This is a genomic window from Vibrio sp. M260121 (assembly GCF_036533715.1).
GTDB lineage: Bacteria > Pseudomonadota > Gammaproteobacteria > Enterobacterales > Vibrionaceae > Vibrio.
Window position 1 is genome coordinate 108562 of the sequence record NZ_JATABF010000009.1, and the last position, 26683, is coordinate 135244.

General features: G+C 46.8%; 22 protein-coding genes and 1 other RNA gene. 5 read left to right on the forward strand and 18 right to left on the reverse strand.

What is annotated here, in order from left to right:
* Window positions 1-78: 78 nt before the first annotated feature.
* Window positions 79-477: an 8-oxo-dGTP diphosphatase MutT gene (gene mutT, locus QTO06_RS07785; RefSeq protein ID WP_331407355.1), complete on the reverse strand. Its 399-nt coding sequence runs from the start codon at window positions 475-477 to the stop codon at window positions 79-81.
* A 73-nt stretch (window positions 478-550) separates the two neighbouring features.
* Window positions 551-3280, reverse strand: coding sequence for a preprotein translocase subunit SecA (gene secA, locus QTO06_RS07790; RefSeq protein ID WP_010646536.1), 2730 nt, complete (start codon window positions 3278-3280; stop codon window positions 551-553).
* Between the two features lie 420 nt (window positions 3281-3700).
* Between secA and QTO06_RS07795 the strand changes: the two genes are divergently transcribed.
* Window positions 3701-4159 (forward strand): DUF721 domain-containing protein, encoded by a 459-nt coding sequence (locus QTO06_RS07795; protein ID WP_038888956.1) that lies wholly within the window; start codon window positions 3701-3703, stop codon window positions 4157-4159.
* Between the two features lie 69 nt (window positions 4160-4228).
* Here the strand turns inward: QTO06_RS07795 and lpxC are convergent, their stop codons facing one another.
* The 16 genes from lpxC to rsmI form a co-directional block, all read right to left on the reverse strand.
* Window positions 4229-5146 carry a UDP-3-O-acyl-N-acetylglucosamine deacetylase gene (lpxC, locus tag QTO06_RS07800; RefSeq protein ID WP_005436150.1) on the reverse strand — a complete coding sequence of 306 codons (918 nt, stop codon included), beginning with the start codon at window positions 5144-5146 and terminating at the stop codon, window positions 4229-4231.
* A gap of 101 nt (window positions 5147-5247) precedes the next feature.
* A complete protein-coding gene (ftsZ, locus tag QTO06_RS07805; RefSeq protein ID WP_005528698.1) occupies window positions 5248-6495 on the reverse strand; it encodes a cell division protein FtsZ in 1248 nt (415 codons plus the stop codon).
* Window positions 6496-6525: 30 nt separating this feature from the next.
* A complete protein-coding gene (ftsA, locus tag QTO06_RS07810; protein ID WP_005528700.1) occupies window positions 6526-7788 on the reverse strand; it encodes a cell division protein FtsA in 1263 nt (420 codons plus the stop codon).
* Complete coding sequence (locus tag QTO06_RS07815) at window positions 7781-8566, reverse strand: cell division protein FtsQ/DivIB (protein ID WP_331407356.1); 786 nt, start codon at window positions 8564-8566, stop codon at window positions 7781-7783. The genes ftsA and QTO06_RS07815 overlap by 8 nt, the downstream gene beginning before the upstream one ends.
* 191 nt (window positions 8567-8757) lie before the next feature.
* Window positions 8758-10215, reverse strand: a complete 1458-nt coding sequence (gene murC, locus QTO06_RS07820; RefSeq protein ID WP_012126988.1) for a UDP-N-acetylmuramate--L-alanine ligase — start codon at window positions 10213-10215, stop codon at window positions 8758-8760.
* A 23-nt stretch (window positions 10216-10238) separates the two neighbouring features.
* The gene (gene murG / locus QTO06_RS07825; RefSeq protein ID WP_005428562.1) at window positions 10239-11306 is read right to left on the reverse strand and encodes an undecaprenyldiphospho-muramoylpentapeptide beta-N-acetylglucosaminyltransferase; all 1068 of its coding nucleotides are present in this window, start codon (window positions 11304-11306) and stop codon (window positions 10239-10241) included.
* On the reverse strand, window positions 11293-12489 hold the full coding sequence (gene ftsW / locus QTO06_RS07830) for a cell division protein FtsW (RefSeq protein ID WP_038888955.1): 1197 nt from the start codon (window positions 12487-12489) through the stop codon (window positions 11293-11295). The genes murG and ftsW overlap by 14 nt, the downstream gene beginning before the upstream one ends.
* An 18-nt stretch (window positions 12490-12507) precedes the next feature.
* Window positions 12508-13821, reverse strand: a complete 1314-nt coding sequence (gene murD / locus QTO06_RS07835) for a UDP-N-acetylmuramoyl-L-alanine--D-glutamate ligase (RefSeq protein WP_331407357.1) — start codon at window positions 13819-13821, stop codon at window positions 12508-12510.
* A 39-nt stretch (window positions 13822-13860) separates the two neighbouring features.
* The gene (gene mraY / locus QTO06_RS07840; protein WP_005428568.1) at window positions 13861-14943 is read right to left on the reverse strand and encodes a phospho-N-acetylmuramoyl-pentapeptide-transferase; all 1083 of its coding nucleotides are present in this window, start codon (window positions 14941-14943) and stop codon (window positions 13861-13863) included.
* Window positions 14943-16307, reverse strand: a complete 1365-nt coding sequence (locus tag QTO06_RS07845) for a UDP-N-acetylmuramoyl-tripeptide--D-alanyl-D-alanine ligase (RefSeq protein WP_331407358.1) — start codon at window positions 16305-16307, stop codon at window positions 14943-14945. Before QTO06_RS07845 ends, mraY begins: the two co-directional genes overlap by 1 nt.
* Window positions 16304-17785 carry a UDP-N-acetylmuramoyl-L-alanyl-D-glutamate--2,6-diaminopimelate ligase gene (gene murE, locus QTO06_RS07850; RefSeq protein WP_331407359.1) on the reverse strand — a complete coding sequence of 494 codons (1482 nt, stop codon included), beginning with the start codon at window positions 17783-17785 and terminating at the stop codon, window positions 16304-16306. Before murE ends, QTO06_RS07845 begins: the two co-directional genes overlap by 4 nt.
* Before the next feature lie 60 nt (window positions 17786-17845).
* The gene (locus QTO06_RS07855; protein WP_331407360.1) at window positions 17846-19651 is read right to left on the reverse strand and encodes a penicillin-binding transpeptidase domain-containing protein; all 1806 of its coding nucleotides are present in this window, start codon (window positions 19649-19651) and stop codon (window positions 17846-17848) included.
* Window positions 19648-19965, reverse strand: coding sequence for a cell division protein FtsL (gene ftsL, locus QTO06_RS07860; RefSeq protein WP_005428577.1), 318 nt, complete (start codon window positions 19963-19965; stop codon window positions 19648-19650). The genes QTO06_RS07855 and ftsL overlap by 4 nt, the downstream gene beginning before the upstream one ends.
* Window positions 19966-19970: 5 nt before the next feature.
* Window positions 19971-20921: a 16S rRNA (cytosine(1402)-N(4))-methyltransferase RsmH gene (gene rsmH, locus QTO06_RS07865; RefSeq protein ID WP_005436119.1), complete on the reverse strand. Its 951-nt coding sequence runs from the start codon at window positions 20919-20921 to the stop codon at window positions 19971-19973.
* Window positions 20922-21097: 176 nt separating this feature from the next.
* An RNA gene (rnpB, locus tag QTO06_RS07870) (RNase P RNA component class A) lies at window positions 21098-21526 on the reverse strand.
* Between the two features lie 584 nt (window positions 21527-22110).
* On the reverse strand, window positions 22111-22974 hold the full coding sequence (rsmI, locus tag QTO06_RS07875) for a 16S rRNA (cytidine(1402)-2'-O)-methyltransferase (protein WP_005428578.1): 864 nt from the start codon (window positions 22972-22974) through the stop codon (window positions 22111-22113).
* 68 nt (window positions 22975-23042) lie between these two features.
* Between rsmI and QTO06_RS07880 the strand changes: the two genes are divergently transcribed.
* Genes QTO06_RS07880 through QTO06_RS07895 form a run of 4 tightly spaced genes read left to right on the forward strand, consistent with a single transcriptional unit; the run spans window position 23043 to window position 26475 of the window.
* Window positions 23043-24854 (forward strand): penicillin-binding protein activator, encoded by a 1812-nt coding sequence (locus QTO06_RS07880; RefSeq protein ID WP_045370013.1) that lies wholly within the window; start codon window positions 23043-23045, stop codon window positions 24852-24854.
* Entirely contained in the window at window positions 24841-25209 is a 369-nt protein-coding gene (locus QTO06_RS07885) for a YraN family protein (protein ID WP_005428580.1), read from the forward strand. The genes QTO06_RS07880 and QTO06_RS07885 overlap by 14 nt, the downstream gene beginning before the upstream one ends.
* Window positions 25210-25212: 3 nt before the next feature.
* Window positions 25213-25803 carry a phosphoheptose isomerase gene (locus tag QTO06_RS07890; RefSeq protein WP_005428581.1) on the forward strand — a complete coding sequence of 197 codons (591 nt, stop codon included), beginning with the start codon at window positions 25213-25215 and terminating at the stop codon, window positions 25801-25803.
* Window positions 25804-25824: 21 nt separating this feature from the next.
* The gene (locus tag QTO06_RS07895; protein WP_331407361.1) at window positions 25825-26475 is read left to right on the forward strand and encodes a BON domain-containing protein; all 651 of its coding nucleotides are present in this window, start codon (window positions 25825-25827) and stop codon (window positions 26473-26475) included.
* The last annotated feature ends 208 nt before the right edge of the window (window positions 26476-26683 follow it).

Consider the following 26683-nt stretch of genomic DNA (forward strand, 5'->3'; position numbering starts at 1 on the left):
ACCTCGCCTTCTCTCGTTTCGCTGTATCTTTTTAAACTAACAATATCCCGTGTTAACCACAAGACAGTTCGCGGTGAGTTAGGAAAACTCTTTTACCACTCGTTCAAGGATCGGCACATTTGCTTCAGGGAAGGTGTAATCAGGCAATGCTGCAATATCCACCCAACAACCCTCTTGACCTTCGCGACCATAAGGTTGGTTATCGAATTGAGATACTGTCATAAAATCAAACTTCAAAGACTTGTCTGGATAGTCGTATTCCAAGTGCTCAAACAAAGCTTGTTCAGTGACGGTTATACCAATCTCTTCCTCAAGCTCACGAACCATCGCTTGCTCAACACTTTCACCTTGCTCGACTTTGCCGCCAGGGAACTCCCAAAAACCACCTTTGTGTTTGTCGCTTGGGCGTTTGGTGATGAAGATTTGCGACTTGTCTTGGTTAAAGATGATCGCCGCAACAATGTGAATTCTTTTCATTAGATTCGTTCCTAGATCTATCAATACAAAAAGAGCCGCCTAAGCGACTCTTTATTTATGTTTTCAGACTGTATTAGTCAATTTTACCGTGGCATTGTTTGTACTTTTTGCCGCTGCCACATGGACAAGGCTCATTACGGCCCACTTTGCGTTCTTCACGAACCATTGGTTGGTGAGCGCCTTCTTCAGACTCTTCGCCTTCAGACAATGGGTTTTGTGCTGCCGCGTGTTGAGCTTGTGCACGACGTGCCGCTTCTTCAGCTTGCGCGCGACGTTGCTCTTCCATACGTTCAACTTCTTCTTGCTGTTGAACACGAACACGAGATAGAACAGTAATTACGTCTGTTTTCAGCGCTTCTAGTAGACCTTCAAACAGTTCAAACGACTCACGCTTGTACTCTTGTTTCGGGTTCTTCTGCGCGTAACCACGTAGGTGAATACCTTGACGTAGGTGATCCATCGCCGCTAGGTGCTCTTTCCATAGCGTATCTAGCGTTTGAAGCATTACTGATTTTTCGAAGTTACGTAGCACTTGTGCGCCAACCACTTCTTCTTTCGCCTTGTAAACTTCAACCGCTAGGTTAGTGATCTTCTCACGTAGCGCTTCTTCGTATAGCTTGTCGTCTTCTTCAAGCCATTGCTTGATTGGCGCGTCTAGATCGAAGTCTGCCTTCAAGCGCTCTTGTAGACCTTCCACATCCCACATGTCTTCTAGAGATTGTGGTGGAATGTATTCGTCGATGATCGCAGTGATTACATCTTCACGGTTTTGCTCGATCATGTCGCTAATGTCGTCAACGCTCATTAGCTCATCACGCAATTCGTAAACCACTTTACGTTGATCGTTCGCCACGTCATCGTATTCAAGAAGCTGTTTACGGATATCGAAGTTACGGCCTTCCACTTTACGCTGTGCTTTTTCAATTGAACGAGACAGCATCTTAGACTCGATCGCTTCACCTTCTTCCATACCACTTTGGATAAGGCTAGCCATACGGTCTGAAGTGAAGATACGCAGCAGTGAATCTTCCATCGATAGGTAGAAACGAGATGAACCCGCATCACCTTGACGACCAGAACGACCACGTAGCTGGTTATCGATACGACGAGATTCGTGACGCTCAGTACCGATGATGTGTAGACCACCAGACTCTAGTACTTGATCGTGAACTTGTTTCCACTCAGCTTTAATCGCGTCGATCTGTTCTTTAGTCGGATCTTGCAGTGCTTCCACTTTCGCTTGCCAACTACCACCCAACACGATATCGGTACCACGACCTGCCATGTTCGTTGCGATTGTTACTGCACCAGGTGTACCTGCTTCTGCAACAATCTCAGCTTCACGTTCGTGGAATTTCGCGTTCAGTACGTTGTGCTTAATCTTCGCTTTCTTAAGTGCGTTAGATAGCAGTTCTGATTTCTCGATAGAAACCGTACCTACTAGAGATGGTTGACCTTTCTCTACACGCTCTTTGATGTCTTCGATGATTGCAGCAAACTTCTCTGCTTCAGTACGGTAAACCACGTCTGGCATATCGTTACGGATCATTGGCTTGTTAGTTGGGATAACAACCGTTTCAAGACCGTAAATCGATTGGAATTCGAATGCTTCTGTATCCGCTGTACCTGTCATGCCTGACAGTTTTTCGTATAGACGGAAGTAGTTTTGGAAAGTAATCGAAGCCAGCGTTTGGTTTTCGTTTTGAATCTTAACGCCTTCTTTTGCTTCAACCGCTTGGTGAAGACCTTCAGACCAACGACGCCCCGGCATTGTACGACCCGTGTGCTCATCAACGATTACAACTTCACCGTCTTCGTTAACGATGTAATCTACGTTGCGTTCGAACAACACGTGTGCGCGAAGCGCTGCGTTTACGTGGTGCAGTAGGCTGATGTTCGTTGGAGAGTAAAGTGTGTCACCCTCTTCCATCAGACCGTTTTTCACCATCAATTCTTCAACGAATTCTTGGCCCGTTTCTGTTAGGTGAACCTGTTTAGATTTCTCATCTACTGTGTAATGACCGTCACCGCGGTATTCTTCAGAATCTTCTTTATCTTGCTTTTGAAGCTGTGGAATAAGCAGGTTGATACGAGTGTATAGATCAGAGCTGTCTTCTGCAGGACCAGAGATGATCAAAGGAGTACGAGCTTCATCGATAAGGATTGAGTCCACCTCATCGACTACAGCGAAGAAACGCTCACGTTGAACACGGTCTTCATTGCGGAAAGCCATGTTGTCACGTAGGTAGTCAAAACCAAATTCGTTGTTTGTACCGTATAGGATGTCAGCTTGGTAAGCTTCTTTCTTCGCTTGAGGAGGCATGTTTGGCACGTTTACGCCAACAGTCATACCTAAGAATTCAAATAGTGGACGGTTAGTCTCAGCATCACGTGTCGCTAGGTAGTCGTTCACTGTGACTACGTGTACACCTTTACCTGGAAGTGCGTTTAGGTAAGCAGGAAGGGTTGCAGTTAAAGTTTTACCTTCACCAGTACGCATTTCCGCAATTTGACCGCCGTTCAGTACCATACCACCGATAAGCTGAACGTCGAAGTGACGCATGCCGTAAACACGTTTAGATGCTTCACGAACCGTAGCAAAAGCTTCTGGAAGTAGCTTATCAAGCGTTTCACCTTGCTCTAGGCGCTCACGGAACTCAACTGTCTTCGCTTTTAGCTCTTCATCAGAAAGTGCTTCGAACGTTGGTTCGTAGTTATTAATCTCTTTTACAATTTTTCTAAGGCGGCGCAGTGTTCGGTCGTTGCGACTGCCAATTACTTTTGTCAGTAGCTTAGTTATCATTTTTCGTGGATCTCTCTTTAATCAGACCGTTCCCGATCTACTCGTAATGCCTTCAGTCTCTGCCAGTTTGGAACTAAGAATACTGAGATAAATCATTTATCAAAGATATTGAGTTCAAACATCCATATTTCAAGGCTAAATTTTGAATCAATGTGGCTTAGTGTAAGGATTTTTCATCGATACAACCATAAATAGACGTATTTGTTTGAAGCACTCGTAAGTTTTTAGACAAACTGATGGCGGATTAGCCAGTATTACACAAGCCTCACGGCGTAAAGTCAGCATTTTCAAAACAATCCGCTTTTACTTGCTAAACCCAAATCGTCTGGTGAAGTTGAAGATAAAGGCCATAATGTAAACTATACCTAAGCAGAAAGCTGCTCTAGAATACCCATATCTCAACAAAATTAGATTTTACCTATGCGTGATCATCGCCCTACCTCAACAGACGACCTTATTGCTGAATCTCAGTTTAAGCAGATTCAAGAGCATGCAGGGGAAATCTTGCAGCTGAATCAGGCATTGCAGGAGATCTTGCCAAAAGGAACGGCCGATCATTGCCGTGTTGCGAACGTTCGCAACGGTCATTTATTAATTGATGTATCGAGTGCTGCGATCAAAATGAAGATCGATTACGATCGCCTGATGATCCTCAATAAACTGAGAACTCAGGGCTACGCAAAATTAATGAGTGTGGAGGTAAGAATCAACCCTTCCCTTTACCGTAATCGGTTCGAACAAGAGAACAAACCAAAGCGTCCACCATTAACCGAATCCGCGGCAAACTCGCTGTTGATCATTGCTGATATGGCACCACCGAAGATCCAAGAACGCTTGAAGCGCCTTGCCGATATGGCAGAGAAGAAAAGCGAAAAATAGCAACGAAACTTCAGATACTAAAAAGCCAGGCATTGCCTGGCTTTTTTAATTTGTTTGCGTTTGCGTATTTTACGCTAGAACCATATTTGGTTGTGCAAATGCAACTGGTGAACCTTCTTCTTCTTCGAATGTTGTCCATTCCCATGCTTCTTGATCAGCAAGAACAGCACGTAGAAGTTGGTTGTTTAGACCATGACCTGATTTGAACGCACGGAATTCACCGATAATTGCGTGACCACACATGTAAAGGTCACCAATCGCGTCCAATACTTTGTGAGTAACAAACTCGTTATCAAAGCGTAGGCCTTCTTCGTTAAGAATGCGGTAATCATCCAGTACGATTGCGTTATCAAAGCTACCACCAAGAACTAGGTTCTGAGATTGTAGATATTCGATATCACGCATGAAACCAAATGTACGTGCACGAGAAATCTCGCGAACGAAGCCTTGAGATGAGAAATCAAACAGAAGACGTTGCTCGTCTGATTCGATCGCAGGGTGGTTGAATTCAATTTCGAAGTCCATACGGAAGCCGTTAAATGGAACAAACTCTGCCCACTTATCGCCATCTTCAAAACGAACTGGTTTCTTAATACGGATAAAACGCTTAGGAGCATTTTGCGTTTCGATACCTGCTTGTTGTAGCAAGTATACGAATGGGCTAGCGCTACCATCCATGATTGGAATTTCAGGTGCGTCAACTTCAACAATAATGTTGTCGATGCCCATACCAGCAAGTGCCGCGTTCAAGTGTTCAACAGTTGAAATACGCACGCCTTCATCGTTCACTAGTGCTGTACATAGCATAGTGTCACGAACAGACGCTGGATCAGCTGGAAAATCTACAGGTGGGTTTACATCTGTACGACGGTAAATGATACCTGTATTAGCAGCAGCTGGGCGCAGAGTAAGTGTGACTTTACGACCAGAGTGGAGACCCACACCAGTTGTTTTCACTATTTCTTTCAGAGTACGTTGTCTGATCATCTGCTTGCCTCTCTAAAATATGCTACAAAACACGGCCGTCTGTAACGTCGACCGTGAATGCTACCATAATTTTGAGCTATGTCAAATTTACGGGTTAAAGATTAATCAGCCTGACGACGCAAAAATGCCGGAATATCTAAATAACCGCTTTCTTTCTCTTGCTTTGGTGCTGCTGAGCTTTGGCCCGCAGATGAAGCTGGAGAAGAAGAAACTGTGTTTGTCGGCTGAGGAGTTACCTGTGGCTTCTCTTGCACTGGAGTAGTCTGCAAAGTTTGTGCCGGTTTCTCTTCAGCTTGTGGCGCTACAGCTTGCTGTTGTGGTTGAGCTTGTGGTGCAGCCGTCGGAGCTACTTTCGCTTTGCCACCAGCAACTAGCGTAATGTCTGGTTTTTTCTCGTTGCCGATACCTGTCGCAACAACTGTTACGCGGATTTCGTCCGTCATATCTGGGTCTAGAGAAGTACCGATAACCACTGTCGCATTGTCCGAAGCAAATGCTTTCACTGTGTTACCTACTGTCTCAAACTCATCAAGACGCATGTCCAGACCAGCAGTGATGTTAACAAGAACACCACGAGCACCCGCTAGATCGATGTCTTCTAGAAGTGGGCTAGAGATAGCCATCTCTGCTGCTTCTTCTGCACGATCTTCGCCTTTCGCGATGCCGCTACCCATCATTGCGTGACCCATTTCAGACATCACAGTGCGTACGTCTGCAAAGTCGACGTTGATCATGCCAGGACGAGTGATTAGCTCTGCAATACCTTGAACTGCGTTCTTAAGAACGTCGTTCGCGCTTGCAAACGCTTCTAGCAGCGTTACACCACGGCCAAGTACTTTAAGTAGCTTTTCGTTTGGAATCGTGATCAAAGAGTCAACGTGCTTAGAAAGCTCATCGATACCTTGCTCTGCAAATGCCAAACGCTTTTTGCCTTCAAAGCTGAACGGTTTTGTTACTACCGCAACGGTAAGAATACCCAGCTCTTTTGCTACTTCAGCGATAACAGGTGCTGCACCAGTACCAGTACCACCGCCCATACCAGCTGCGATAAACACCATATCGGCACCAGTTAGGGAATCTTTAAGTCTATCTCTGTCTTCGAGAGCTGCCTCACGGCCAACCTGTGGATTCGCACCTGCACCCAGACCTTTAGTGATATCACCACCAATCTGAATGACATTGCCAACGCTTGTCTTACGAAGTGCTTGCGCATCAGTGTTGACGCTGATGAATTCCACACCTTCGATGGATTCACGCACCATGTGTTCAACAGCGTTACCACCGCCGCCACCAACCCCAACGACCTTGATTACTGCATCGTCAGACATTTCCATCATCGGTTCAAACATGTGTTGTCTCCGTTTATCCTGCAACTCAGGTTAAAACTCTTTTTGTATCCAATTACGCAATTTACCGAAAAAGCCAGTAACAGATGAGCGCTTAGGTTCATTATAATCGCTATCGTCGCTAGACTGCATGTCTCTTGCGTAATGAAGTAATCCAACTGCCGTAGAATGGTACGGCTCTTTTACATAGTCAGTTAATCCGCTGACTTCGAGCGGTTTGCCGACCCTTACTTGGTTGCGGAATACGCGTTCCGCACATTCTACCACTCCCTCGATTTGCGCTGCACCGCCGGTAAGAACTACACCCGCGGCGAGATGGTGCTTAATGCCCTCTTCGCGCAATTTCGCTTGTACAGAGTCGATAGTTTGGTTAACCAGTCCCATAAGCTCAGAGTAGCGTGGTTCAATCACTTCTGACAAAGTCTGACGCTGCAGACTACGTGAAGGTCGACCACCTACGCTTGGAACGTTAACCGTGTCATCCTTACTGACCAGTTCACTCAAGGCGCAACCATATTTGACCTTTATTTCTTCAGCATCGCTCACAGGCGTACCAAAAGCAAAGGCAATATCGCTAGTTACAGCATTTCCTGCGTAAGAAAACACCTCTGTGTGACGTAACGCACCACCAGTCCAGATAGAAACATCCATCGTGCCAGCGCCAATATCGACCACACAAACCCCAAGCTCTCTTTCATCCTCGGTAATTACCGCGTTACTCGCAGCAAGCCCAGAAAAAACAAGTTGCTCTACTTTAAGGCCGCAGCGTTCTACCGCCTTAATAATATTGCGTGCCATATCATTATGGCATGAGATCAAATGGACACTAACTTCCATTCTCACTCCAGATAAACCAAGCGGATTTTTGATACCCTCTTGGTAGTCGATGGTGAACTCTTGCGGAATCACGTGAAGGATTCGTTGTTCATCACCGATTTTAATCGATTTTGCGGTATGGATAGCGCGATCCATATCTTCTTGAGAAACTTCCTCGTCCGATATAGTGCCCATGCCTTTTTCAATTCGGCTTGCGATATGCTTACCAGACAACGAAATAAATACTCGGCTGATTTGGCATTCCGCCATTAACTCAGCTTGATCAATTGCGCGTTGTACTGATTTTACAACCGACTCCAAATCATTCACGCCGCCTTTATCCATGCCACGTGAAGGGCTACTACCCGAACCAATAATATTTATTTGGCCATCCGGTAGAATCTCACCCACTAGAGCTGATACGGTTGCAGTGCCTATATCAAGACCAACAATAATGTTGTCATCAGCGGCCTTAGTCATTCGTACTCTCTTGTTCTAACTCATGTTCAGGAAACCAACCAACCGCGGCTCCCGTATCGTACCTAAGATCGATATAACTGATTCTTTGTGTGTCACTGCCAAGCTTGTTGTAGAGCAAGAAGAAACGCTCTATTCGCTCATCCAGAGACTCTTTACCGAGCTCTAGTCGAATACCGTTATCAAGGATGATTTGCCAAGCTCGTCGCTCGTTTAACACAAGAGACGATATAGCAAGACCCAAAGTTTGGAACTTAGGTCGGAGTTCGCGATAGGTTTGCAAGACTTCCGGCCCGGTTTCATTGGGTCCATATAACTTAACTTTCTCTTCCTTTAGCAGGCCGACATCGCCTCCAAATACCAAGCCATTATTATCTAATAACTCGTTGCCATTCCAGATGGCGACTGGGCGATGTTCTGTCAAAAATACTTTTACTGTGTCAGGCCATTGTTTGCGGATCGCGGCATGCGCAACCCAAGGAATGGCTTCAACACTATGTTGCAACACATCAATGTCTTGTGACATGAAGGTGCCAATATGATCAATCTGGCTAAACGCAGCTTGAACATCGTCTGCAGTGACATACTCCAGTTTTCCCTGAAGTACTATTTTGGAGAGAGGTAACCTTTGGTCATCCCACATCCAACTGATCGCTGAGTACAAAACAGAACTAATTAAGGTCACCACAACAACGAAAAATAGCGCACCTAAGATTTTATCTTGGCGACCACGGTTATTGTCCGTTTTAAGTCGCTCTTCATTAAGTGCAATATTCAACAACGTCTTCGTTTCCTGACTTTTGTCCTGTACTTTTCACCGTGTTAGCACACATTGGCAAAAGCATTGACTTTAACCTTGGGATTATACTGAGCTCTTGTAAACTATCAAACACTGATAGCGATAAATCACAACGTTCTTGACGCAAAATCGAGATCTAGGTCTTTCTCTGTACCTTGCGTCAACCTTGGTCGCTAACCGAGCATCTTGCTAATGTTCAATTCAAGTGCTGCTAATTGCTTCGCCACTTTACCAACATCACCCGCGCCTTGAGTCAAAATCAGGTCGCCGTCTTGTATAACGTTAGCCAAAACTGAAGGTAATTGCTCGATTTCTGGGACAAAAATTGGATCTACCTTCCCACGACTGCGAATGGTACGGCACAATGCTCGACCATCTGCACCTGCTATTGGCTTTTCGCCTGCGGCGTATACATCCAACATGATTAGCACATCAACTTGTTCAAGTACGTTTGCAAAATCATCGTATAAATCACGAGTTCGGCTGTAACGGTGCGGTTGGAAAATCATCACTAAGCGCTTATCTTGCCAACCACTTCGCGCGGCATGGATCGTTACGTCCACTTCTGTTGGGTGGTGACCGTAATCATCGACAAGCATGGCATGGCCGTTGCCCGTATCAAACTCACCTAAATGGTCAAAACGACGACCTGTACCTTGAGTACCTGCCATTGCTTTTAAAATCGCTTCATCGCTAATGTCATCTTCTGTGGCTACCGCAATTGCTGCTGATGCGTTCAAGGCATTATGACGGCCAGGAATATTTAGTGTGATATCAAGATTCGCACGACCTTCGCGTACAACGGTGAATTTGCCTTGCTGACCTTCTTGGTGATAATCCTCGATACGAACATCCGCATCTTCAGAGAAACCATAAGTGATCACTTGACGGCTAATTCGAGGAATCAATTCACGAATCACAGGATCGTCGATACATACAATTGCTTGGCCGTAAAACGGTAGGTTGTGAAGGAAGTCAATGAAGGTTTGCTTCAAGGTTTCGAAGTCACCACCGTATGTATCCATGTGGTCAGCTTCGATGTTCGTTACGATGCTCACCATAGGTTGCAAATGCAAGAATGAAGCGTCACTTTCGTCTGCTTCAGCAATCAAGATTCGGCTAGAGCCCAAGCGTGCGTTCGTACCCGCGCTCTTAACCAAACCACCGTTAACAAAGGTAGGATCCAAGCCCGCTTCAGAATAGATTTGCGTCACAAGCGCCGTGGTTGTTGTTTTGCCGTGCGTACCTGCAACAGCAATACCGTGACGGAATCGCATCAATTCAGCCAACATCTCTGCGCGACGTACGATAGGAATACGCAACTCACGCGCAGCCATCACTTCTGGGTTTTCTTCGTTAATCGCCGTTGAAACCACAACAACACTGGCTTTTTCTACATTGCTCGCTTGGTGGCCGATAAATACGGTTGCACCTTTCGATACTAAACGTTCTGTCACTGGGTTCTCTGATAGATCAGAACCTGTGATTTGGTAGCCTTCGTTCAACAGCACTTCTGCAATGCCGCTCATGCCCGCACCACCAATGCCGATGAAGTGGATGGATTTCACGCGGCGCATCTCTGGCACCATTGCGCGAATCTGAGCTAAGTCTTGTGTATGTTGGATTGTCATCAATTCTATTCTCAATAATTCGGTTAACGCTTTTCGGTCAAAGCGACAATGGCCTGTGCGACAACTCGGTCAGCATTCAATTTTGCAGCGCCACGCGCTTGCTCTGCCATTGTAAGTAAAGCTTGTCGATCCAATTGTTGGATCTGCTGAGTCAGTGACTCAACGGTTAAATCTGGTTGTTCAATCATTTTCGCCGCACCGCAATCTACCAAGTGGTCTGCATTCAGTGCTTGCTGACGGTCTTTATGCATAAACGGAACAAAAATAGCCCCCACGCCTGCCGCCGAGACTTCCGAAACGGTTAACGCTCCTGAACGACAAACTAAAAGGTCAGCCCATGCATACGCTTCTGCAACGTCGTCAATGAACTCTGTAACGTCTGCATTCGCAACACCATTCGCTTGGTATGCTGCGTTCACCTCTTCAGCGGAGCCTTTGCCCGCTTGATGACGAATACTGTAATCATCGCCCAATTTTGCCATCACTTCTGGCAGAGTTTGGTTAAGAATGCGTGCGCCTTGGCTGCCGCCCATCACCAAAATACGAATTGGACCTTGACGTTCTTGCATGCGCTCAGTTGGCGCTGCTAATTGAGTCACGTCTTCACGAACTGGGTTGCCAACCACTTCAGCATTTGGAAACGCACCAGGGAAAGCTTGAAATACCTTCTTCGCGATTTTCGATAACCATTGGTTCGTCAGGCCTGCGACTGCATTCTGCTCGTGCAGCACTACAGGAATACCACTCATCCAAGCGGCAATACCACCAGGACCGCTAACATAGCCGCCCATGCCAAGCACTGCGTCTGGCTGCCAGCGTTTCATGTGAGCTCGAGCTTGCATGATGGCATTGATAATTTGAAATGGTGCCGCAAGAAGACGCTTAACGCCTTGACCTCGTAGACCTTTTACTTTGATAAAGTCGATTTCAATGCCATGTTTTGGCACTAGATCGGCTTCCATTCTATCCGCGGTGCCTAACCAACGAATCTCCCAACCTTGTTCTTGTAGCTGCTTCGCTACCGCAAGACCCGGGAACACGTGACCGCCAGTACCACCAGCCATCACCATCAAACGTTTATTTTTCTTCATCGACTTGTTGTTCTGATTCTTTCTGGCCGCGCTTCAAGCGGCATTCGTGATCGATTCGCAGCAAGATAGATACTGCCACGGACATGATAATAAGACTCGAACCACCATAACTGATCAGTGGAAGAGTAAGACCTTTGGTTGGAACGATGCCTGCTGCTGCGCCAACGTTAACCAACGTCTGAAAAGCAAACCAAATACCGATGCCAAATGCGAGGTAACCACCAAACATTTCGCCTTCATCAAAAGCGCGCTTACCAATGTAGACCGCTTTTAATACCAAGCTAAAAATCAGCATGAGTACTAATACCACACCAACAAACCCGAGCTCTTCTGCCAATACTGCAAAAACGAAGTCGGTATGCGCTTCTGGTAGGTATTCGAGTTTTTGGATTGAGTTACCGAGGCCTTGACCAAACCACTCACCACGACCAAACGCCATGAGTGATTGTGTGAGCTGATAACCGCTACCGAATGGATCTTCCCAAGGGTCTAAGAATGACGTAACACGGCGAATACGGTACGGCTCAACCAAAATCAAACCAACGACCGCAGCGATACCAGCAATCATCAGAGCTAAGAACTGCGTGAGCTTAGCGCCTGCAATGAACAACATGCCAAACAAGGTCACCAGCATTACGACCACAGTACCTAAGTCGGGCTGACCAAGCAGCAAGACCGCGAAGAAGGCAAACACCATAATCGGCTTCATGAAGCCGCCAAAGAAAGTTTGGCGAACTTCGTCTTGCTTACGCACCAGATAACCGGACATGAAGACAAATAGCGAGAGCTTGGCGACTTCGGCAGGCTGCAAGTTGAACAGACCCAGCGGGATCCAACGTGAGGCACCGTTCACCGACTTACCAGCAACTAATACGATGATGAGCAAGCCAAAAGCAAGCCACAGTAGGTAGTGGCTCTTCTTGAACCACTCCTGCAAAGGCACTTGAAGAATAACGGAGGAAACACCAATCGCGAGAACTAGGAAGGTGGCATGACGGAACATGAAGTGAAACGGCTGATCCGTCAAACGTGAGCTGATAGGAAATGATGCTGATGTCACCATCACCAAGCCAGTTAACATCAAACCCAGCGCAATCCAGACAAGTTGACGATCAAAGAGCGCCTCTGGTGCAGGATGCTTAAGCCAAGTGCCAATGCTGCGTTTAACGTTACCTAAACCCACGAAGTGTGTGACCTTTAATTATGCATATTTCTCAGCAAGAGCTGCGAATGCGTCACCTCTTGCCATAAAGTTGTCGAATTGATCAAAGCTAGCACATGCCGGAGACAGCATCACCATATCGCCCGTTTTTAACTGCGAAGATATCTGTTGAATCACATCTTCCATGGTGTCGAAACGAGTTGCTGATTCATGCAGTGGCATAAATTCATCGCCATCCGCGCCAAAGCAGCAAAGTTGTAGGTTCAGTGTTGCGAAGATCGGTTTTAGTGGAGTGAAGTCAGCGCCTTTGCCAACACCACCAACAAGCAAGTACAGCTTGCCTGTCGACTCTAAACCAGAGAGTGCAGCCATAGTGCTCGCAATATTGGTCGCTTTAGAGTCATTCACCCATTTTACGCCACGATTATCCGCAACCACTTGGCATCGATGTGTCAAACCCGTGTAAGTTTTCAGTGCATTCAATGATTTGTGATAGTCCACATCCGCCGCTTTAAGCAGAGCAAGTACCACAAGGGCGTTAGCTAGATTGTGCTTACCAACCAGCTTTAATTCATCACTGGCAATCACACGCTGACCATGATCAAGCAGCCAAGTACGGTTACCATCTGCTTCAAGGCCGTAAGATTGCTCATCACTTCCGAACGTCACCAGCGGTGTTTCAGTATCAGGGAAGGTTTCTTGATCATCACGGTTAACTACTGCCAGCTCCGCGTTATCAAAAATGCGCAGTTTAGCTTGTCGGTAGTCCGACATGCCCTCATAGCGATCCATGTGATCTTCGGAAAGGTTCAGAAACGCAGCCGCTTTAAGCTTCAGGCTTGAAGTGGTTTCTAGCTGGAAACTGGACAACTCAAGCACATACAAGTCTGCATCTTGCTCTAGCAAATCTAGAGCAGGCACACCGATATTGCCACCAACACCCACTGTTAAGCCTGCAGCCTTCGCCATTACACCCGTTAAGTCAGTAACTGTGCTTTTACCATTAGAACCGGTAATCGCAATAACTGGCTTATCGACTGCCCACGCGAAGAGTTCGATATCACCAACAACTGGCGTTCCTTTCGCAAGAACCGCTTGTATCTCTGGTGTCGCTAAGGCAATACCCGGGTTAGTCACCACTAAGTCGGCCTCTGCAAGCCACTCAGTATTCCAACCACCACTGTGCAGTTCAACTTGCTCTGGCAAGCGCTCAGCTCCTGGAGGAGTCGCACGTGTATCGATGACTTTAACCGTCAGTTGCGGCTGTGTTTTTGTTAGGTGTTTAACGACAGAGAGCCCGGTAATACCGAGCCCTACAACGACGACCTTATGTATGTTTTGCCAACGTTCCATATTTGATCACGCAATTTGTCTTGTTCTTGGGAGGTGCGATTAACGCACTTTCAGTGTCGCTAGACCAATCAGAACAAGAACCATAGAAATAATCCAGAAGCGCACGATTACGCGAGGCTCCGGCCAACCTTTTAATTCGTAGTGGTGGTGAATCGGTGCCATGCGGAAAATACGCTGGCCGCGAAGTTTGTAAGAACCTACCTGTAGAATTACCGATAGCGTCTCCATTACAAATACACCGCCCATGATCACCAGTACTAACTCTTGACGAACCAATACTGCGATTGTGCCAAGCGCACCACCAAGTGCTAGTGAACCCACATCGCCCATGAATACTTGTGCAGGGTAAGTGTTAAACCACAAGAAACCAAGACCTGCACCAACAATTGCCGTACATACCACAACCAATTCAGAAGCATGCGGTAGGTAAGGGATGTGAAGGTATTCAGAGAAGTTAACGTTACCCGTCGCCCATGCGATCACCGCAAAACCAGCCGCAACGAGAACCGTTGGCATGATAGCTAAACCATCTAAACCATCGGTTAGGTTTACCGCGTTACTGGTACCCACGATTACAAAGTAAGTCAGGATAATGTACATCAAACCAAGTTGCGGCATGATGTCTTTGAAAAATGGCACCACAAGCTGAGTTGCTGCAGTATCCTTGCCGTAAGCGTACAGAGCAAAAGCCACTACAAACGCAATTAATGATTGCCAGAAGTACTTCCAACGAGCAATCAGACCGTCAGTGTTCTTGCGCACGACCTTACGATAGTCATCGACAAAACCGATCGCACCATAACCAAGAAGAACGGTCAGTACCGCCCATACGTACGGGTTCGACAAGTCAGTCCATAACAGGATAGTGATAGAGATAGCAGCCAAAATCATGATACCGCCCATTGTTGGGGTACCACGCTTGCTAAAGTGGGATTCTGGACCTTCGTTACGAACAACCTGACCAATTTGTAGCATCTGTAGACGCTTGATCATAATCGGTCCCATCCATAGAGATAGACCTAGAGCGGTTAGAACGCTGAGGATTGCTCGAAAAGATAGGTATTCAAACAATCGGAAAAAAGATAGGTATGGCTGTAGCAGCTCGGCAAGCCAAATAATCATTAATAGTACTCCTTCAAAGCAGCAGCGACTTCAAACATACGTGCACCGTTCGCGCCTTTCACCAACATCGTGTGGTGTTCAGGAACCGCTTGGTCTAGATGCTGCTTGATGTAGTCAATCATCTCTTGATGTGTCTCGAAATGGATGCCATCGCAAAGCTCGCTAATGACCTTTGCATCCGCACCATACGTGAGAACATGTTCAAATTTTTGTGGGGCAGCATGTTCCCCGACTTGACGGTGAAGTGCAAGACTTTCCTCACCCAACTCCGCCATATTACCTAAAATCAACCAACGTTGGCCTTGGAATGCCGCCAGTAAATCGACCGCCGCCTTCATAGCAGGAACGCTAGCGTTGTAGCTGTCATCAATAAGCTTGATTTTATCGCTCAACTCTTCCACTTCAACACGACCTTTTACCTTGTTTAAGTGCTTAAGGCCTGAACGAATCTCTTCTAATGTCGCCCCCATTTTCAAGGCAATGATAGAAGCAGCAATTGCATTAGCCACGTTGTGTTGACCAATAATACCCAGAGACAGTTCAATTTCTTGTGAAGTTGCAGCGATATGTAAGTCAAAGCTTGCCTCACCTGCGGCGCTCATCACGATGTTGGAAGCGTAAAAGTCAGCGTCCGCGTTACTTTGTGAAAAAGTAATCACATTCTTATCTGCTAATACTTCATCCCACTTCGCTCCGCCATTGCTATCTAGGTTTACGATCGCAATACCGCCAGCCGCTAGCCCTTGGTAGATTTCACCTTTAGCTTGTTTCACGCCATCGATAGACCCGAAACCTTCAAGGTGAGCAGCAGCCACGTTGTTTACCATGGCAATGTCTGGCTTAACTAATTGCGTGGTGTACTCAATTTCACCAATGTGGTTCGCACCCAACTCGATCACCGCGTAGTCATCGTCTTGTTGCGAACGCAGCAAGGTCAATGGCACACCAATGTCGTTGTTGAAGTTGCCCGCAGTAAACAGCACTTTACCTTTCAACTGCAAAATACTGGCAACCATCTCTTTTACCGTGGTTTTACCACAGCTACCTGTAATGGCGACCGTCGGCGTTTGGCATGTTTGGTGAACCCAAGCTGCCACTTGCCCCAATGCTACCTTACTATCGCCGACAACGACTTGAGGCACATTCACATTAACGCGTTTTTGTACCAATAGTGCGCCCGCGCCCGACTCTACTGCTTGTTGGCAGAAATCGTGAGCATCAAAACGCTCTCCAACCAAAGCAACAAACAGTGCGCCTTGTTCGATAGCTCGAGTGTCGGTCGAAACAGATTCAATAGAGAGGTCATTGCCAACCAGTTCACCGCCAGTGATATCGGCAATTTGAGAAAGCGTTACTGTGATCATGATGAAAGCCCCAATAGTGTCATGGCTGACTCGCGGTCAGAGTAATGGATGGTTCCAGAATTTAAAATTTGGTAGTCCTCATGGCCTTTACCCGCCAGAAGGATAATGTCTTGTGAAGAGGCATGCTCAAGTGCGTAAGACAACGCTTTAAAACGGTCATGTTGCACAATCGCCTCAGCTGGTTTCGTTAGACCTGCCAACATGTCTTTCATGATCAGCGCTGGATCTTCGCTACGAGGGTTATCGTCGGTAAGTACCACTTTATCACCCAAACGCTCGGCAATTTCCGCCATCATTGGGCGCTTACCAGCATCACGATCACCACCACAGCCGAAGATAGCCCAAAGCTCACCTTGGCAATGCACACGCAACGCTTGCAGGGCTTTTTCTAGCGCGTCAGGCGTGTGAGCGTAATCTACCACTACTTTGGCATTGTCACTCGCTTGGAATAGCTCCATTCGACCAAGAACGGGCTGCAATTGACCTGCCGTTGCCAGCAAATCTTGCTTGCTAAAACCGAGACTAAGTAACGTTGTGAATGCCAACATTAGGTTCGCGGCATTGAACTCACCGATAAGTGGCGCATGCAAAGTACCTTCACCAAACTTGCCATCAAACTCAATCGTGATACCAGATTCAGCATAAGCGATGTGGTTTGCATACACGCTTTGAGAAAATTCTGTTGTTGGTTTGAGAGATACAGCAAGCGCGTTAGCCAGTTGTTTTGCCCACGACGCTCCTACCGTATCATCGACATTGATGATCGCATGCTCGCATTGATGGGCGGTAAACAACGTCAGCTTGGCATTAGCATACTCTTCCATCGTGCCATGGTAATCAAGATGATCACGGCTCAGGTTAGTAAATACGCCAGCAGCAAAAGACAGCGCTTTAACGCGACCTTGAATCAAACCATGAGAAGACACTTCAAGCGCTGTGTATTGCGCTTTTTGCTCAGCGAGCGAAGACAGTGTTTTTTGGATTTCAACGGCGTTGCCTGTGGTATTCGCAGCTTCTTGTAGGTTGTCGAGAAAGCCATTCCCTGTGGTACCCATGACCGCTGCTTTTGAACCGACCAAATCAATCCATTGAGCAATAAGCTGAGTGATAGTAGTTTTGCCATTGGTACCAGTGACACCAATCAAATCCATCGTTGGGTAGGTATACAAATGACCCGCAATTTCAGATAGGCACTTATCCAGCACATCAAGGTAAATCACTGGAACATCATCAACAATCTCAATCGTGCCATGTGCTTTTTGCTCACAAGCTTGAGCAATCACCGCATTCGCACCTTGCTGAATCGCGGTTGGGATAAATTTACGCCCATCCACAACATGGCCAATGATAGCTACAAAAGTTGTTCCAGACTGAACTCGTCGGCTGTCGAGCTCTAATTCAGAAACAAGAATGGACGACAAGCTCGGGCAATCGACCCAAGTGGAAAGCAGCGTGTCCATACTGATGGCTTTAGTCATATTTATTCTCCGAGCATTAGCTCAGCTTTCTTCATTTTGTTTCTCAGTACGCTAATAAGCCTACTGTTGGAATTTATTTTCGTCAGGGGCAACGTTCAGAATTTGCAGTGCGCCTTTCATGATTTCAGAGAAAACTGGCGAGGCTACCGAACCACCGTAGTAGTCGTCACCTTGTGGTTCATTAACCACAACCACAAGCGCTAAACGTGGGTCACTCACTGGCGCAACACCTGCTGTATAGTTGATGTACTCATCACTATAACCACCTGCACTTGCCTTTCGTGCGGTACCTGTTTTGGCACCGACTCGGTAACCTGGAACCGCAGCACGACGAGCAGAACCGCCTTTTTGCGTTACCGTTTCAAGCATGTCTAAGACGAGACGAGCGTTCTCTTTGCTCACGACTTGGCGAGCCATGTCATTATCGTTACTTTCGATGATATGAATCGGTTCATACTTACCCAAGTTACCTAGCGTCGCATAGGCATGCGCTAGTTGGATTGGCGTAACTGACAAACCATAACCAAACGAGATGGTTGCACGCTCAATCGGAGACCAACGCGAGCGGCTCGGGAAAATACCCACCACTTCACCAATCAAGTTCAAACCTGACAACTCACCAAGACCAACAGAACTGTACAAGCCAAGTAAAGCTTCAACCGGCATTTGCATCGCAAGCTTGGTCACACCGATGTTACTCGATTTCTTTAGAATGGTAGTTAGGCTCGCTTTGCCGACTTTTGGCGCATCACGAACACGGCTACCACCGAGTTGAAGAATACCGTTCCCCGTATCAACGATCGTGTCTTTGTCCGCCACCCCGTTTTCTAAGGCGGCCAAAACAACGAATGGCTTAATGGTTGAGCCCGGCTCTAGTGAGTCAGTAATCACGCGGTTACGCATTTTGTAGCTTTGCCAATCACTGCGGTTGTTTGGGTTGTAAGAAGGTGCGTTGACCATCGCCAGTACCGCACCCGTTTTAACGTCTAGGATAACAACGGATCCAGATGTTGCACGGTGATCCGCTACGGCCTGCTTGATCGCTCGATAAGCGACGGCTTGAATGCGTTGGTCGATCGTCAGCTGTAGCGGTTTACCTTCTTGCTTCTCTTCAAGAGCAATGTTCTCTACCACGCGACCATAACGGTCTTTACGGATGGTTTTCTTGCCTGCAGCACCAGTTAACCACTCGTCATAGCTTCGTTCCACGCCTTCTAGGCCGTGGCCATCAATGCCAGTTACACCGACTAAGTGAGCACTAACCTCACCAGCAGGATAGTAGCGGCGAGATTCCGACTTCAAGCCAACGCCAGGTAGTTTGAGTTCACGAATGTAGTTCGCCATCGCTGGGCTAACTTGGCGTTGTAGATAGATAAAACGACGTTTTTCGTTTTTCTTGATTTTGTTGATCAGGCCTTGGCGATCTAGGCCAAGTACGTCTGCAAGTGCGTACCAACTCTTCGTTTGCTGCAGAGCGCCTTCTTTGAAGATAGTTTTAGGATCAGCCCACACGGCTTCAACAGGAACACTCACTGCAAGCGGTTCGCCATTGCGATCAGAGATGATACCGCGCGCAGAAGGAATAGCTTTAACACGGACAGAGCGAAGGTCACCCTGTTTGATTAGGTTGTCAGGCTCTATAACTTGAATATAGGCCACTCGCCCAACGAGAAGTGCGAAGGCACAGAAGACAAAAAACAGCAGTAACTGAAAACGCCAACGAATCAAAAACGATTCTGGCTCTTCAACCACTTCTGCTTGTTTCGTTTCTTTGGTAGGTTGCGGCTTTGTAGTAGCTACTTTCTTTTCTTTCGCAGCAGACTTGCGCGTATTTCCTTGTTTAGATTTGGCTTTTTTTCCAATCATTTTAACGTGATAACCACTTCTTTATCGCCATCTGGTCGTTTCATTTCAAGGTCCTTCTTTGCCAAGTCTTGAACGCGACTGTGTTCCGCGAGGGCTGTTTCTTCCAACATTAGGTTGCGCCACTCGCTGTCCAATCGCTCTCGCTCAACCAATGTATGATCTTTTTCAGTGATCGCTTGACGCGCATGATGAGTGGCAAACACCACTCCCATTGCAGTTGCGAAGATCAATATCATCAACAACAACGACCAGCGACCGACGGTAATCAAGTCCGTCGCAATCAACTTAGCAAGATTAGGAGTGGTTTTCGTCATAATAATTAAAGCTTTTCTGCAATTCTTAGCACTGAGCTTCGAGAACGCGGGTTCATGTCAATTTCTTGTTTCGTTGGTTTGTTCGCTTTACCAATCGGCTTCATGTTCGCACTACCCAACGCTCGGATTTGTTCTTCCGTCATCGGAATACCATGTGGCACTTCTGGGCCTTTGCTCTCTTTACGAATGAAGCGTTTCACCATGCGATCTTCCAATGAGTGGAAACTGATCACAGACAAACGTCCTTCAGGAGCCAAAATGCTTGCCGCGCCTTTTAGTGCTGTATCAATTTCTTCTAATTCACTGTTGATGTAAATGCGAAAAGCCTGAAAAGCACGGGTTGCTGGGTGTTTTTTCTCTTTAAAGCTCTTTGGTGCCGCATCTGAGATCAGTTTTGCTAGCTGACCAGTACGAACCATTGGCTCATTTTCTTCATCTTCGCGATAAGCAACAATAGCTTTTGCGATACGGCGAGCATGCTTATCTTCGCCAAACTCACGAATCACCCAAGTGATATCATCAAGGTCTGCTTCCATTAGCCATTGAGACACAGGAATACCCGATGTTGGGTCCATACGCATGTCTAATGGGCCGTCTTTCATAAAACTAAAGCCGCGTTCAGCGTCATCAAGCTGCGGAGACGACACGCCTAGGTCTAGCAAGACACCATCGACTTTACCAACAAGGCCATAATCTTCTGCGTACTGCGCCATGCCTGAGAATGGGCCATGGATGATGGTGAAGCGAGGATCGTCGATTTTAGCCGCTTCTGCGATAGCTTGTGGGTCACGGTCGATGCTGTACAGTCGGCCGTTTTCACCGAGTTTCGACAAGATAGTTCGGCTGTGACCGCCACGGCCAAATGTTCCATCGATATAGATACCATCGGGTTTGATAGCCAAGCCATCAATGGATTCATTTAATAACACGGAGATATGTTGAAATGTTTCGGTCATAGCTGTCTCGTTGAATGATCTTGAAGCGATTCTTTAGTGTACTGATTTCCCACATCATCGCCACCTCAAGTCTAAAGTTAGACGTGATTCAGCGCCAAGTTTATTGGTAATGACATAGTTTGCGTCAATTAAATGCAAAAAACCCATCACTACCGAAGTAGAGATGGGTCTCGAATAGGTGGAGCCGACACATAAGCCGGGTTCTGTTCCGCTTGCGCGGCGGTAGCCATTCGTCTAGGCCAGCAATCACTCACTGGCTCGAGCAACCTACCCGCCTCCTTACGCGAGCAACGCAATGTGGAGGCCTATTTGGTCTTGCTTCAGGTGGAGTTTACCCTGCTACGAACTATTACTAGTCGTCCGGTGCGCTCTTACCGCACCCTTTCACCCTTACCTGTGCCCTAGGGCCATCGGCGGTCTTCTCTCTGCTGCACTTGTCGTAGGCTTGCGCCCCCCAGGCGTTACCTGGCACCTTGCTCTATGAAGCCCGGACTTTCCTCCCCTTTGTCAGTCTCCCGAAGGACGTCAACGTCAGTCTCCCAAAGGGACTTCGACGTCAGTCTCCCGAAGGACATCAACAAAGCAGCGACTACCCAGTCAGCTCCGAGGGCGGATTGTATAGAGTTATCCCCCCAGAGTCTAGTGAGATCACAGAAATGCTGAAAACGGTTGGTTAAGTGGTCAAAAAGACAGCGATGGATAGGAACACTACGCTTCAGGATTCGGGATTCGGGATTCGGGATTCGGGATTCGGGCATATTAACAACGCACTTTATTAGCCTTATCTATGTAAACCTCAAAACTAACAACTCTTGCACGAAACGACTAAAGCGCACTTCCCGGTTTCCGCCTTTCAAAGCGAAGCTTTCCCGAAGCACCAGCGCTCATAAACAAAAAGGGAGTCGCGTTAACGACTCCCTTCTCAATCTTATCTAAACAACTCTGAAAACTAACGGCTCTTGCAGGAAACGACCAAGGCGCACTTCTCGATTCCCTCCTCTCGAAGCGAAGCGTTCCCGAAGCGCCAGCACGCAGAAACTAAAAGGGAGTCGCGTTAACGACTCCCTTCTCAATCTTATCTAAATAACTCTGAAAACTAACGGCTTTTGCAGGAAACGACCAAGGCGCACTTCTCGATTCCCGCCTCTCGAAGCGAAGCGTTCCCGAAGCGTTAGCGCTCTACAAACTTCTAACCCAGATTCTCTAAGCCCCACTTATACAGTGCGTTTTTCTTTAGGCTGTAGATTTCTGCAGCAAGCGCTGCGGCTTTCTTCAATGGAAGCTCTTTAGTCAAAATACCCAATGTGCGAGTTGCTTCGTCTGGCAGGGTGTCTTCTGTAGAGTCACGGTGGCCGTGGATAAGCAGAACCATCTCACCGCGCTGTTGGTTATCATCGCTTTTTACCCACTCAATCAGTTCACCTAGAGGCATACCTTGAATGGTTTCAAAGGTTTTGGTTAGCTCTCGCGCCAAGACAACTTCTCGTTCTGGACCAAGAACGTCTAACATATCTTGTAGAGAGTCTAAAATGCGATGCGGTGATTCATAGAAGATACAAGTGCGTTCCACTGACGCAATTTCCAAGAACTTATCTTTACGGCCTTTGCTTTTCGGTGGTAGAAAGCCTTCAAAACTGAAGCGATCAGAAGGTAAGCCCGATGCACTTAACGCTGTGATGACCGCACACGCACCAGGAAGAGGCACAACTCTTACGCCCGCTTGACGACATTTTGTTACCAAGTGGTATCCTGGATCGCTTATTAGCGGCGTACCTGCGTCAGACACCAATGCAATTGACTGACCTGATAGTAGCTTTTCAACTAAAACTTGCGCCTTTTGCTGCTCATTATGATCGTGTAGCGCGAAAGTTTTGGTTTGAATATTGAAGTGAGACAGTAATTTGCCCGTATGTCGAGTATCCTCAGCGGCAATGATGTCCACATTCGACAGAACTTCGATAGCACGTTGTGTGATATCCGCTAAATTTCCGATTGGAGTCGGTACGATGTAGAGAGTTGGCCCCTCATTCGGCAACTTATTTTTATCTGTCATTTGTTTACCATCACTTCAACGATTAATATAGAGACAATTTTGTACAAAATTATAGAGAACTCACGGCAATGATGAACCATAAGAGACTCAGTGTACCACGCTTACTCACCCCTGTTGCACTGGCAATTACGCTCGCAGCCTGTTCTTCAGGCCCGCGACAACCAGACAGCGTAGACATTACACTTGAGCCGACACAGTCTGTTCAGAACTACATGATTCAAGCGGATAGCACCGAAGGCAGCTTGCAAAACGACTGGTTGATCATGGCGACCAAAGCAGCCATCCAAGCAAACGAATTGGATCAAGCTGAACTGCTGATCAAACGTCTTTCTCGTCAACAATTGACCGAAGTTCAACAAGCCGAGTGGCAATTAGCCCGTGCGACCATACAGCAAAAGCAAGGCAATTACTCTCAATTGCTACAAACACTGAACTTTAAACCTTGGTGGAAACTACCGAGCGAACAGTGGAAAGACTATTATGAGCTGCGTGCGGATGCTTACCAAAGCTTGAACCAACCATTCGAAGCAAACCGCCAGCTAGTCGCACAAGGTCAATATGCTTCGTCTGCCGAGCAACGTGAAATCTCTAGCCGTATTTGGATGAACTTTGGCAGCTACTCAGAGAGCGAACTGACATCACTGCAAACCGAACCAAACGAAGATGTGCTTGATGGCTGGTTACAGCTAGCTATTTATGCGAAGACGCTTTCAAGTAATATTCCTCAGCTGAAAAACACCCTTGAGCGCTGGCTAAGTGAAAACCCTTCACACCCAGCAGCCGTTTACACACCCGCTGAAATCCAAAACATCTTGTCGTTAGAAATCGTTAAGCCAAACAACACGGCGTTACTGTTGCCTCTAACGGGTAAGTTTGCTCCGCAAGCTCAGTTGATCCGTGATGGCTTCATTTTTGCGATGATGAACGATGACATGCGCGAGCCGAGCGCAACCTTAACAGTCATTGATACCCACGCTTACAGTGCGGATCAAATCAAGCAACGCCTGATCAACGAGAACATCGACTTTGTTGTGGGTCCTCTGCAAAAAGAAAACGTAGAGAAACTACAAGCGACCTTGGATGGTTCTGAAACTGGCGTAAAAATCCCAGCTCTTGCATTGAACATTCCTGAAGACGTTCAACCGGGTACTGACATGTGTTACTTAGCACTGTCTCCAGAGCAAGAAGTGGCGCAAGCGGCGAAGTACTTGTTCAATCAAGGCTACCAATTCCCAATGATTTTGGCACCGAACGGTGCTTACGGTCAGCGCGTGGTTGAAGCGTTTAATGAAGAATGGCGCAAGTACAGCTCAAACAAAGTGGCTTCAAGCTATTTTGGTGACAAACGCCAGCTGCAGAAGAACATCAACAACGTATTTGGCCTACAAGAAAGCCAACAGCGTATCGCACAAATGCAGTCTCTGATGCGCATTTCATTAGAAAGCCCACCACGTAGCCGTCGTGATGTGGATGCGGTTTACATTGTTGCTCGTAGCTCTGAGCTCACGCTAATCAAGCCATTTATTGAAGTGGCGATTAACCCTGATGCGAAGCCACCTAAACTATTTTCCAACTCACGCAGTAACAGTGGTGGTGCGACGTATGAAGATCTTTCTGGTGTAGCATACAGCGACATTCCGATGTTGATTAACCCAGATCCAACCATCGCGGCAGAAATGAATGAGCTATGGCCAGATCAATCCAACATGGAAAAACGTCTTGAAGCGCTAGGTATGGATGCATACAAGCTGATCGGCGAGCTACCACAAATGAAGCTTCTCCCAGGTTACTCGGTTAGCGGTCAAACTGGTGTGCTAAGCATTAACAACAATTGTGTTGTTGAACGTGAGCTAGACTGGGCTGAGCGTGGGGCTCTTTAGTAAGCGACAAATTGGTAATCAATACGAAACCCTGGCGAAGCAGTATTTGCAGCGCCAGGGTTTGCGCTTTTTAGATCAAAATTTTCTGACTAAAGTCGGCGAAATTGATTTAATCTTCCAACAAGGTGAAACTATCGTCTTTGTTGAGGTCAAATATCGTAAGAATGATAGCTTTGGCTCAGCAGCAGAAATGGTCACCCGCGCAAAAATGCGTAAACTAGTCAAAACAGCCCAAATTTGGCTAAGCCAGCAAAAACGCTCGGCGTACAATATCGATTATCGGTTTGATGTGGTCGCCATTCACGACAGTGGTCGAGACATCAACTGGATACAAAATGCAATCTCTGAAGGATAAACGATGCTAGACAGCATTAAAGACAGTTTTACAGAAAGTATTCAAATTCAAATTGCGGCAGCAGAAGCGCTGCCAGATGCCATCACTCACGCCGCTCAAGCAATGGTGTCGAGCCTACTCAATGGTAATAAAATCCTATGCTGTGGCAACGGTGGCAGTGCCTCGAACTCGCAACAGTTTGTCTCTTGCCTTTTGAACCGATTCGAAACTGAACGCCCTAGCCTTCCAGCAATGGCTTTAACAGCAGACAACACAACATTGACTGCGGTAGCGAACGATTACCACTACCAAGAGATCTTCTCTAAGCAAGTACGCGCATTTGGCCAACCTGGTGACATCCTTCTGGCAATTTCGACCAGCGGTAACAGCAAGAACGTCACCAAAGCAATGGAAGCGGCGGTAACACGTGACATGACCATCATTGCTCTAACAGGTAAGGATGGCGGTGAAATGGCCGGCCTGCTTGGCGAGAATGATGTTGAAATTCGAATCCCATCACATCGCACAGCGCGCATTCACGAAGTACACATGGTGACACTTCACTGCCTGTGTGATCTAATCGACCAAGTACTTTTCCCAGCTCACGAAGAATAACTGAATTGAGAGTTTAGAATTATGATACGTAGTCTTGTCATTTTATGTGCCGCGCTCAGCATGAGCGGCTGTGCAGGTTTGTTTATTGCAGGTGCAGCCACTACGGCTAATATCGTCACGGATACCCGTACCACCAAAGAAATTTGGCAAGACAACAACATTGAATTCGAAGTCGCAGCGATCGGGAATAAAGCACCTTTTAAAGGAAAAGCCCGCGTCGTTGCTAGCTCATACAATGGCACCGTAGTCCTAATGGGCCAAGCTCCTACTCAAGACTTGATTAACGAGTTTGAAAACAAGGCTCGTGAAGTGAAAGGTGTGAAGAACATTCACAACCAAATCAAACAGAAAGAGCCTCTCAGCGTCACACAAATCAGCAACGACAGCTGGATCACGACTAAAGTGAAATCAGCACTGCTTACCGACAGCGAGCTTAATGGCGTGAAAGTGAAAGTCATCACTGAAGACAGTGATGTATTCTTATTTGGTTATGTAACGCCAGAACAAAGTGAGAGAGCAACAGAGGTTACACGCAATATCTCAGGCGTAAAACAAGTAATCAAAGGCTTCCAATATGGTGATAAAAAACCACTAGAAGTTGAAGAGCCAGAAGCGGCAAATACAGTACCGGCAGAGACAAAAAAAGAGACGCCGGTAAACGAGCTTGAATAAGTGACTAAGCCTGTTATCAGAAAGGCTTAATTAGATAAGAAAAAAGCAGCGTATCGACGCTAATGCCGATCAGTTAAGACTTTAATCGGCAGATCAGTTGAATGATCCTACCTGTATGTAAAAATCCGATAGACCCTGTTTATCGGATTTTTTATGCACGTTTCTCAAGCCCTCGACATCATCAACAGTTATAAACCCAATCAAGTTG

Coding starts and splice junctions, on each gene's coding strand:
- ftsL (WP_005428577.1), bottom strand. CDS start 19,965: ATGACGAAAACCACTCCTAATCTTGCTAAGTTGATTGCGACGGACTTG.
- mutT (WP_331407355.1), bottom strand. CDS start 477: ATGAAAAGAATTCACATTGTTGCGGCGATCATCTTTAACCAAGACAAG.
- secA (WP_010646536.1), bottom strand. CDS start 3,280: ATGATAACTAAGCTACTGACAAAAGTAATTGGCAGTCGCAACGACCGA.
- murC (WP_012126988.1), bottom strand. CDS start 10,215: ATGACAATCCAACATACACAAGACTTAGCTCAGATTCGCGCAATGGTG.
- ftsA (WP_005528700.1), bottom strand. CDS start 7,788: ATGACTAAGGCCGCTGATGACAACATTATTGTTGGTCTTGATATAGGC.
- QTO06_RS07845 (WP_331407358.1), bottom strand. CDS start 16,307: ATGATCACAGTAACGCTTTCTCAAATTGCCGATATCACTGGCGGTGAA.
- lpxC (WP_005436150.1), bottom strand. CDS start 5,146: ATGATCAGACAACGTACTCTGAAAGAAATAGTGAAAACAACTGGTGTG.
- murD (WP_331407357.1), bottom strand. CDS start 13,821: ATGGAACGTTGGCAAAACATACATAAGGTCGTCGTTGTAGGGCTCGGT.
- QTO06_RS07855 (WP_331407360.1), bottom strand. CDS start 19,651: ATGATTGGAAAAAAAGCCAAATCTAAACAAGGAAATACGCGCAAGTCT.
- mraY (WP_005428568.1), bottom strand. CDS start 14,943: ATGATTATTTGGCTTGCCGAGCTGCTACAGCCATACCTATCTTTTTTC.
- rsmI (WP_005428578.1), bottom strand. CDS start 22,974: ATGACAGATAAAAATAAGTTGCCGAATGAGGGGCCAACTCTCTACATC.
- QTO06_RS07795 (WP_038888956.1), top strand. CDS start 3,701: ATGCGTGATCATCGCCCTACCTCAACAGACGACCTTATTGCTGAATCT.
- QTO06_RS07895 (WP_331407361.1), top strand. CDS start 25,825: ATGATACGTAGTCTTGTCATTTTATGTGCCGCGCTCAGCATGAGCGGC.
- murE (WP_331407359.1), bottom strand. CDS start 17,785: ATGACTAAAGCCATCAGTATGGACACGCTGCTTTCCACTTGGGTCGAT.
- QTO06_RS07880 (WP_045370013.1), top strand. CDS start 23,043: ATGATGAACCATAAGAGACTCAGTGTACCACGCTTACTCACCCCTGTT.
- ftsZ (WP_005528698.1), bottom strand. CDS start 6,495: ATGTTTGAACCGATGATGGAAATGTCTGACGATGCAGTAATCAAGGTC.
- murG (WP_005428562.1), bottom strand. CDS start 11,306: ATGAAGAAAAATAAACGTTTGATGGTGATGGCTGGTGGTACTGGCGGT.
- QTO06_RS07890 (WP_005428581.1), top strand. CDS start 25,213: ATGCTAGACAGCATTAAAGACAGTTTTACAGAAAGTATTCAAATTCAA.
- rsmH (WP_005436119.1), bottom strand. CDS start 20,921: ATGACCGAAACATTTCAACATATCTCCGTGTTATTAAATGAATCCATT.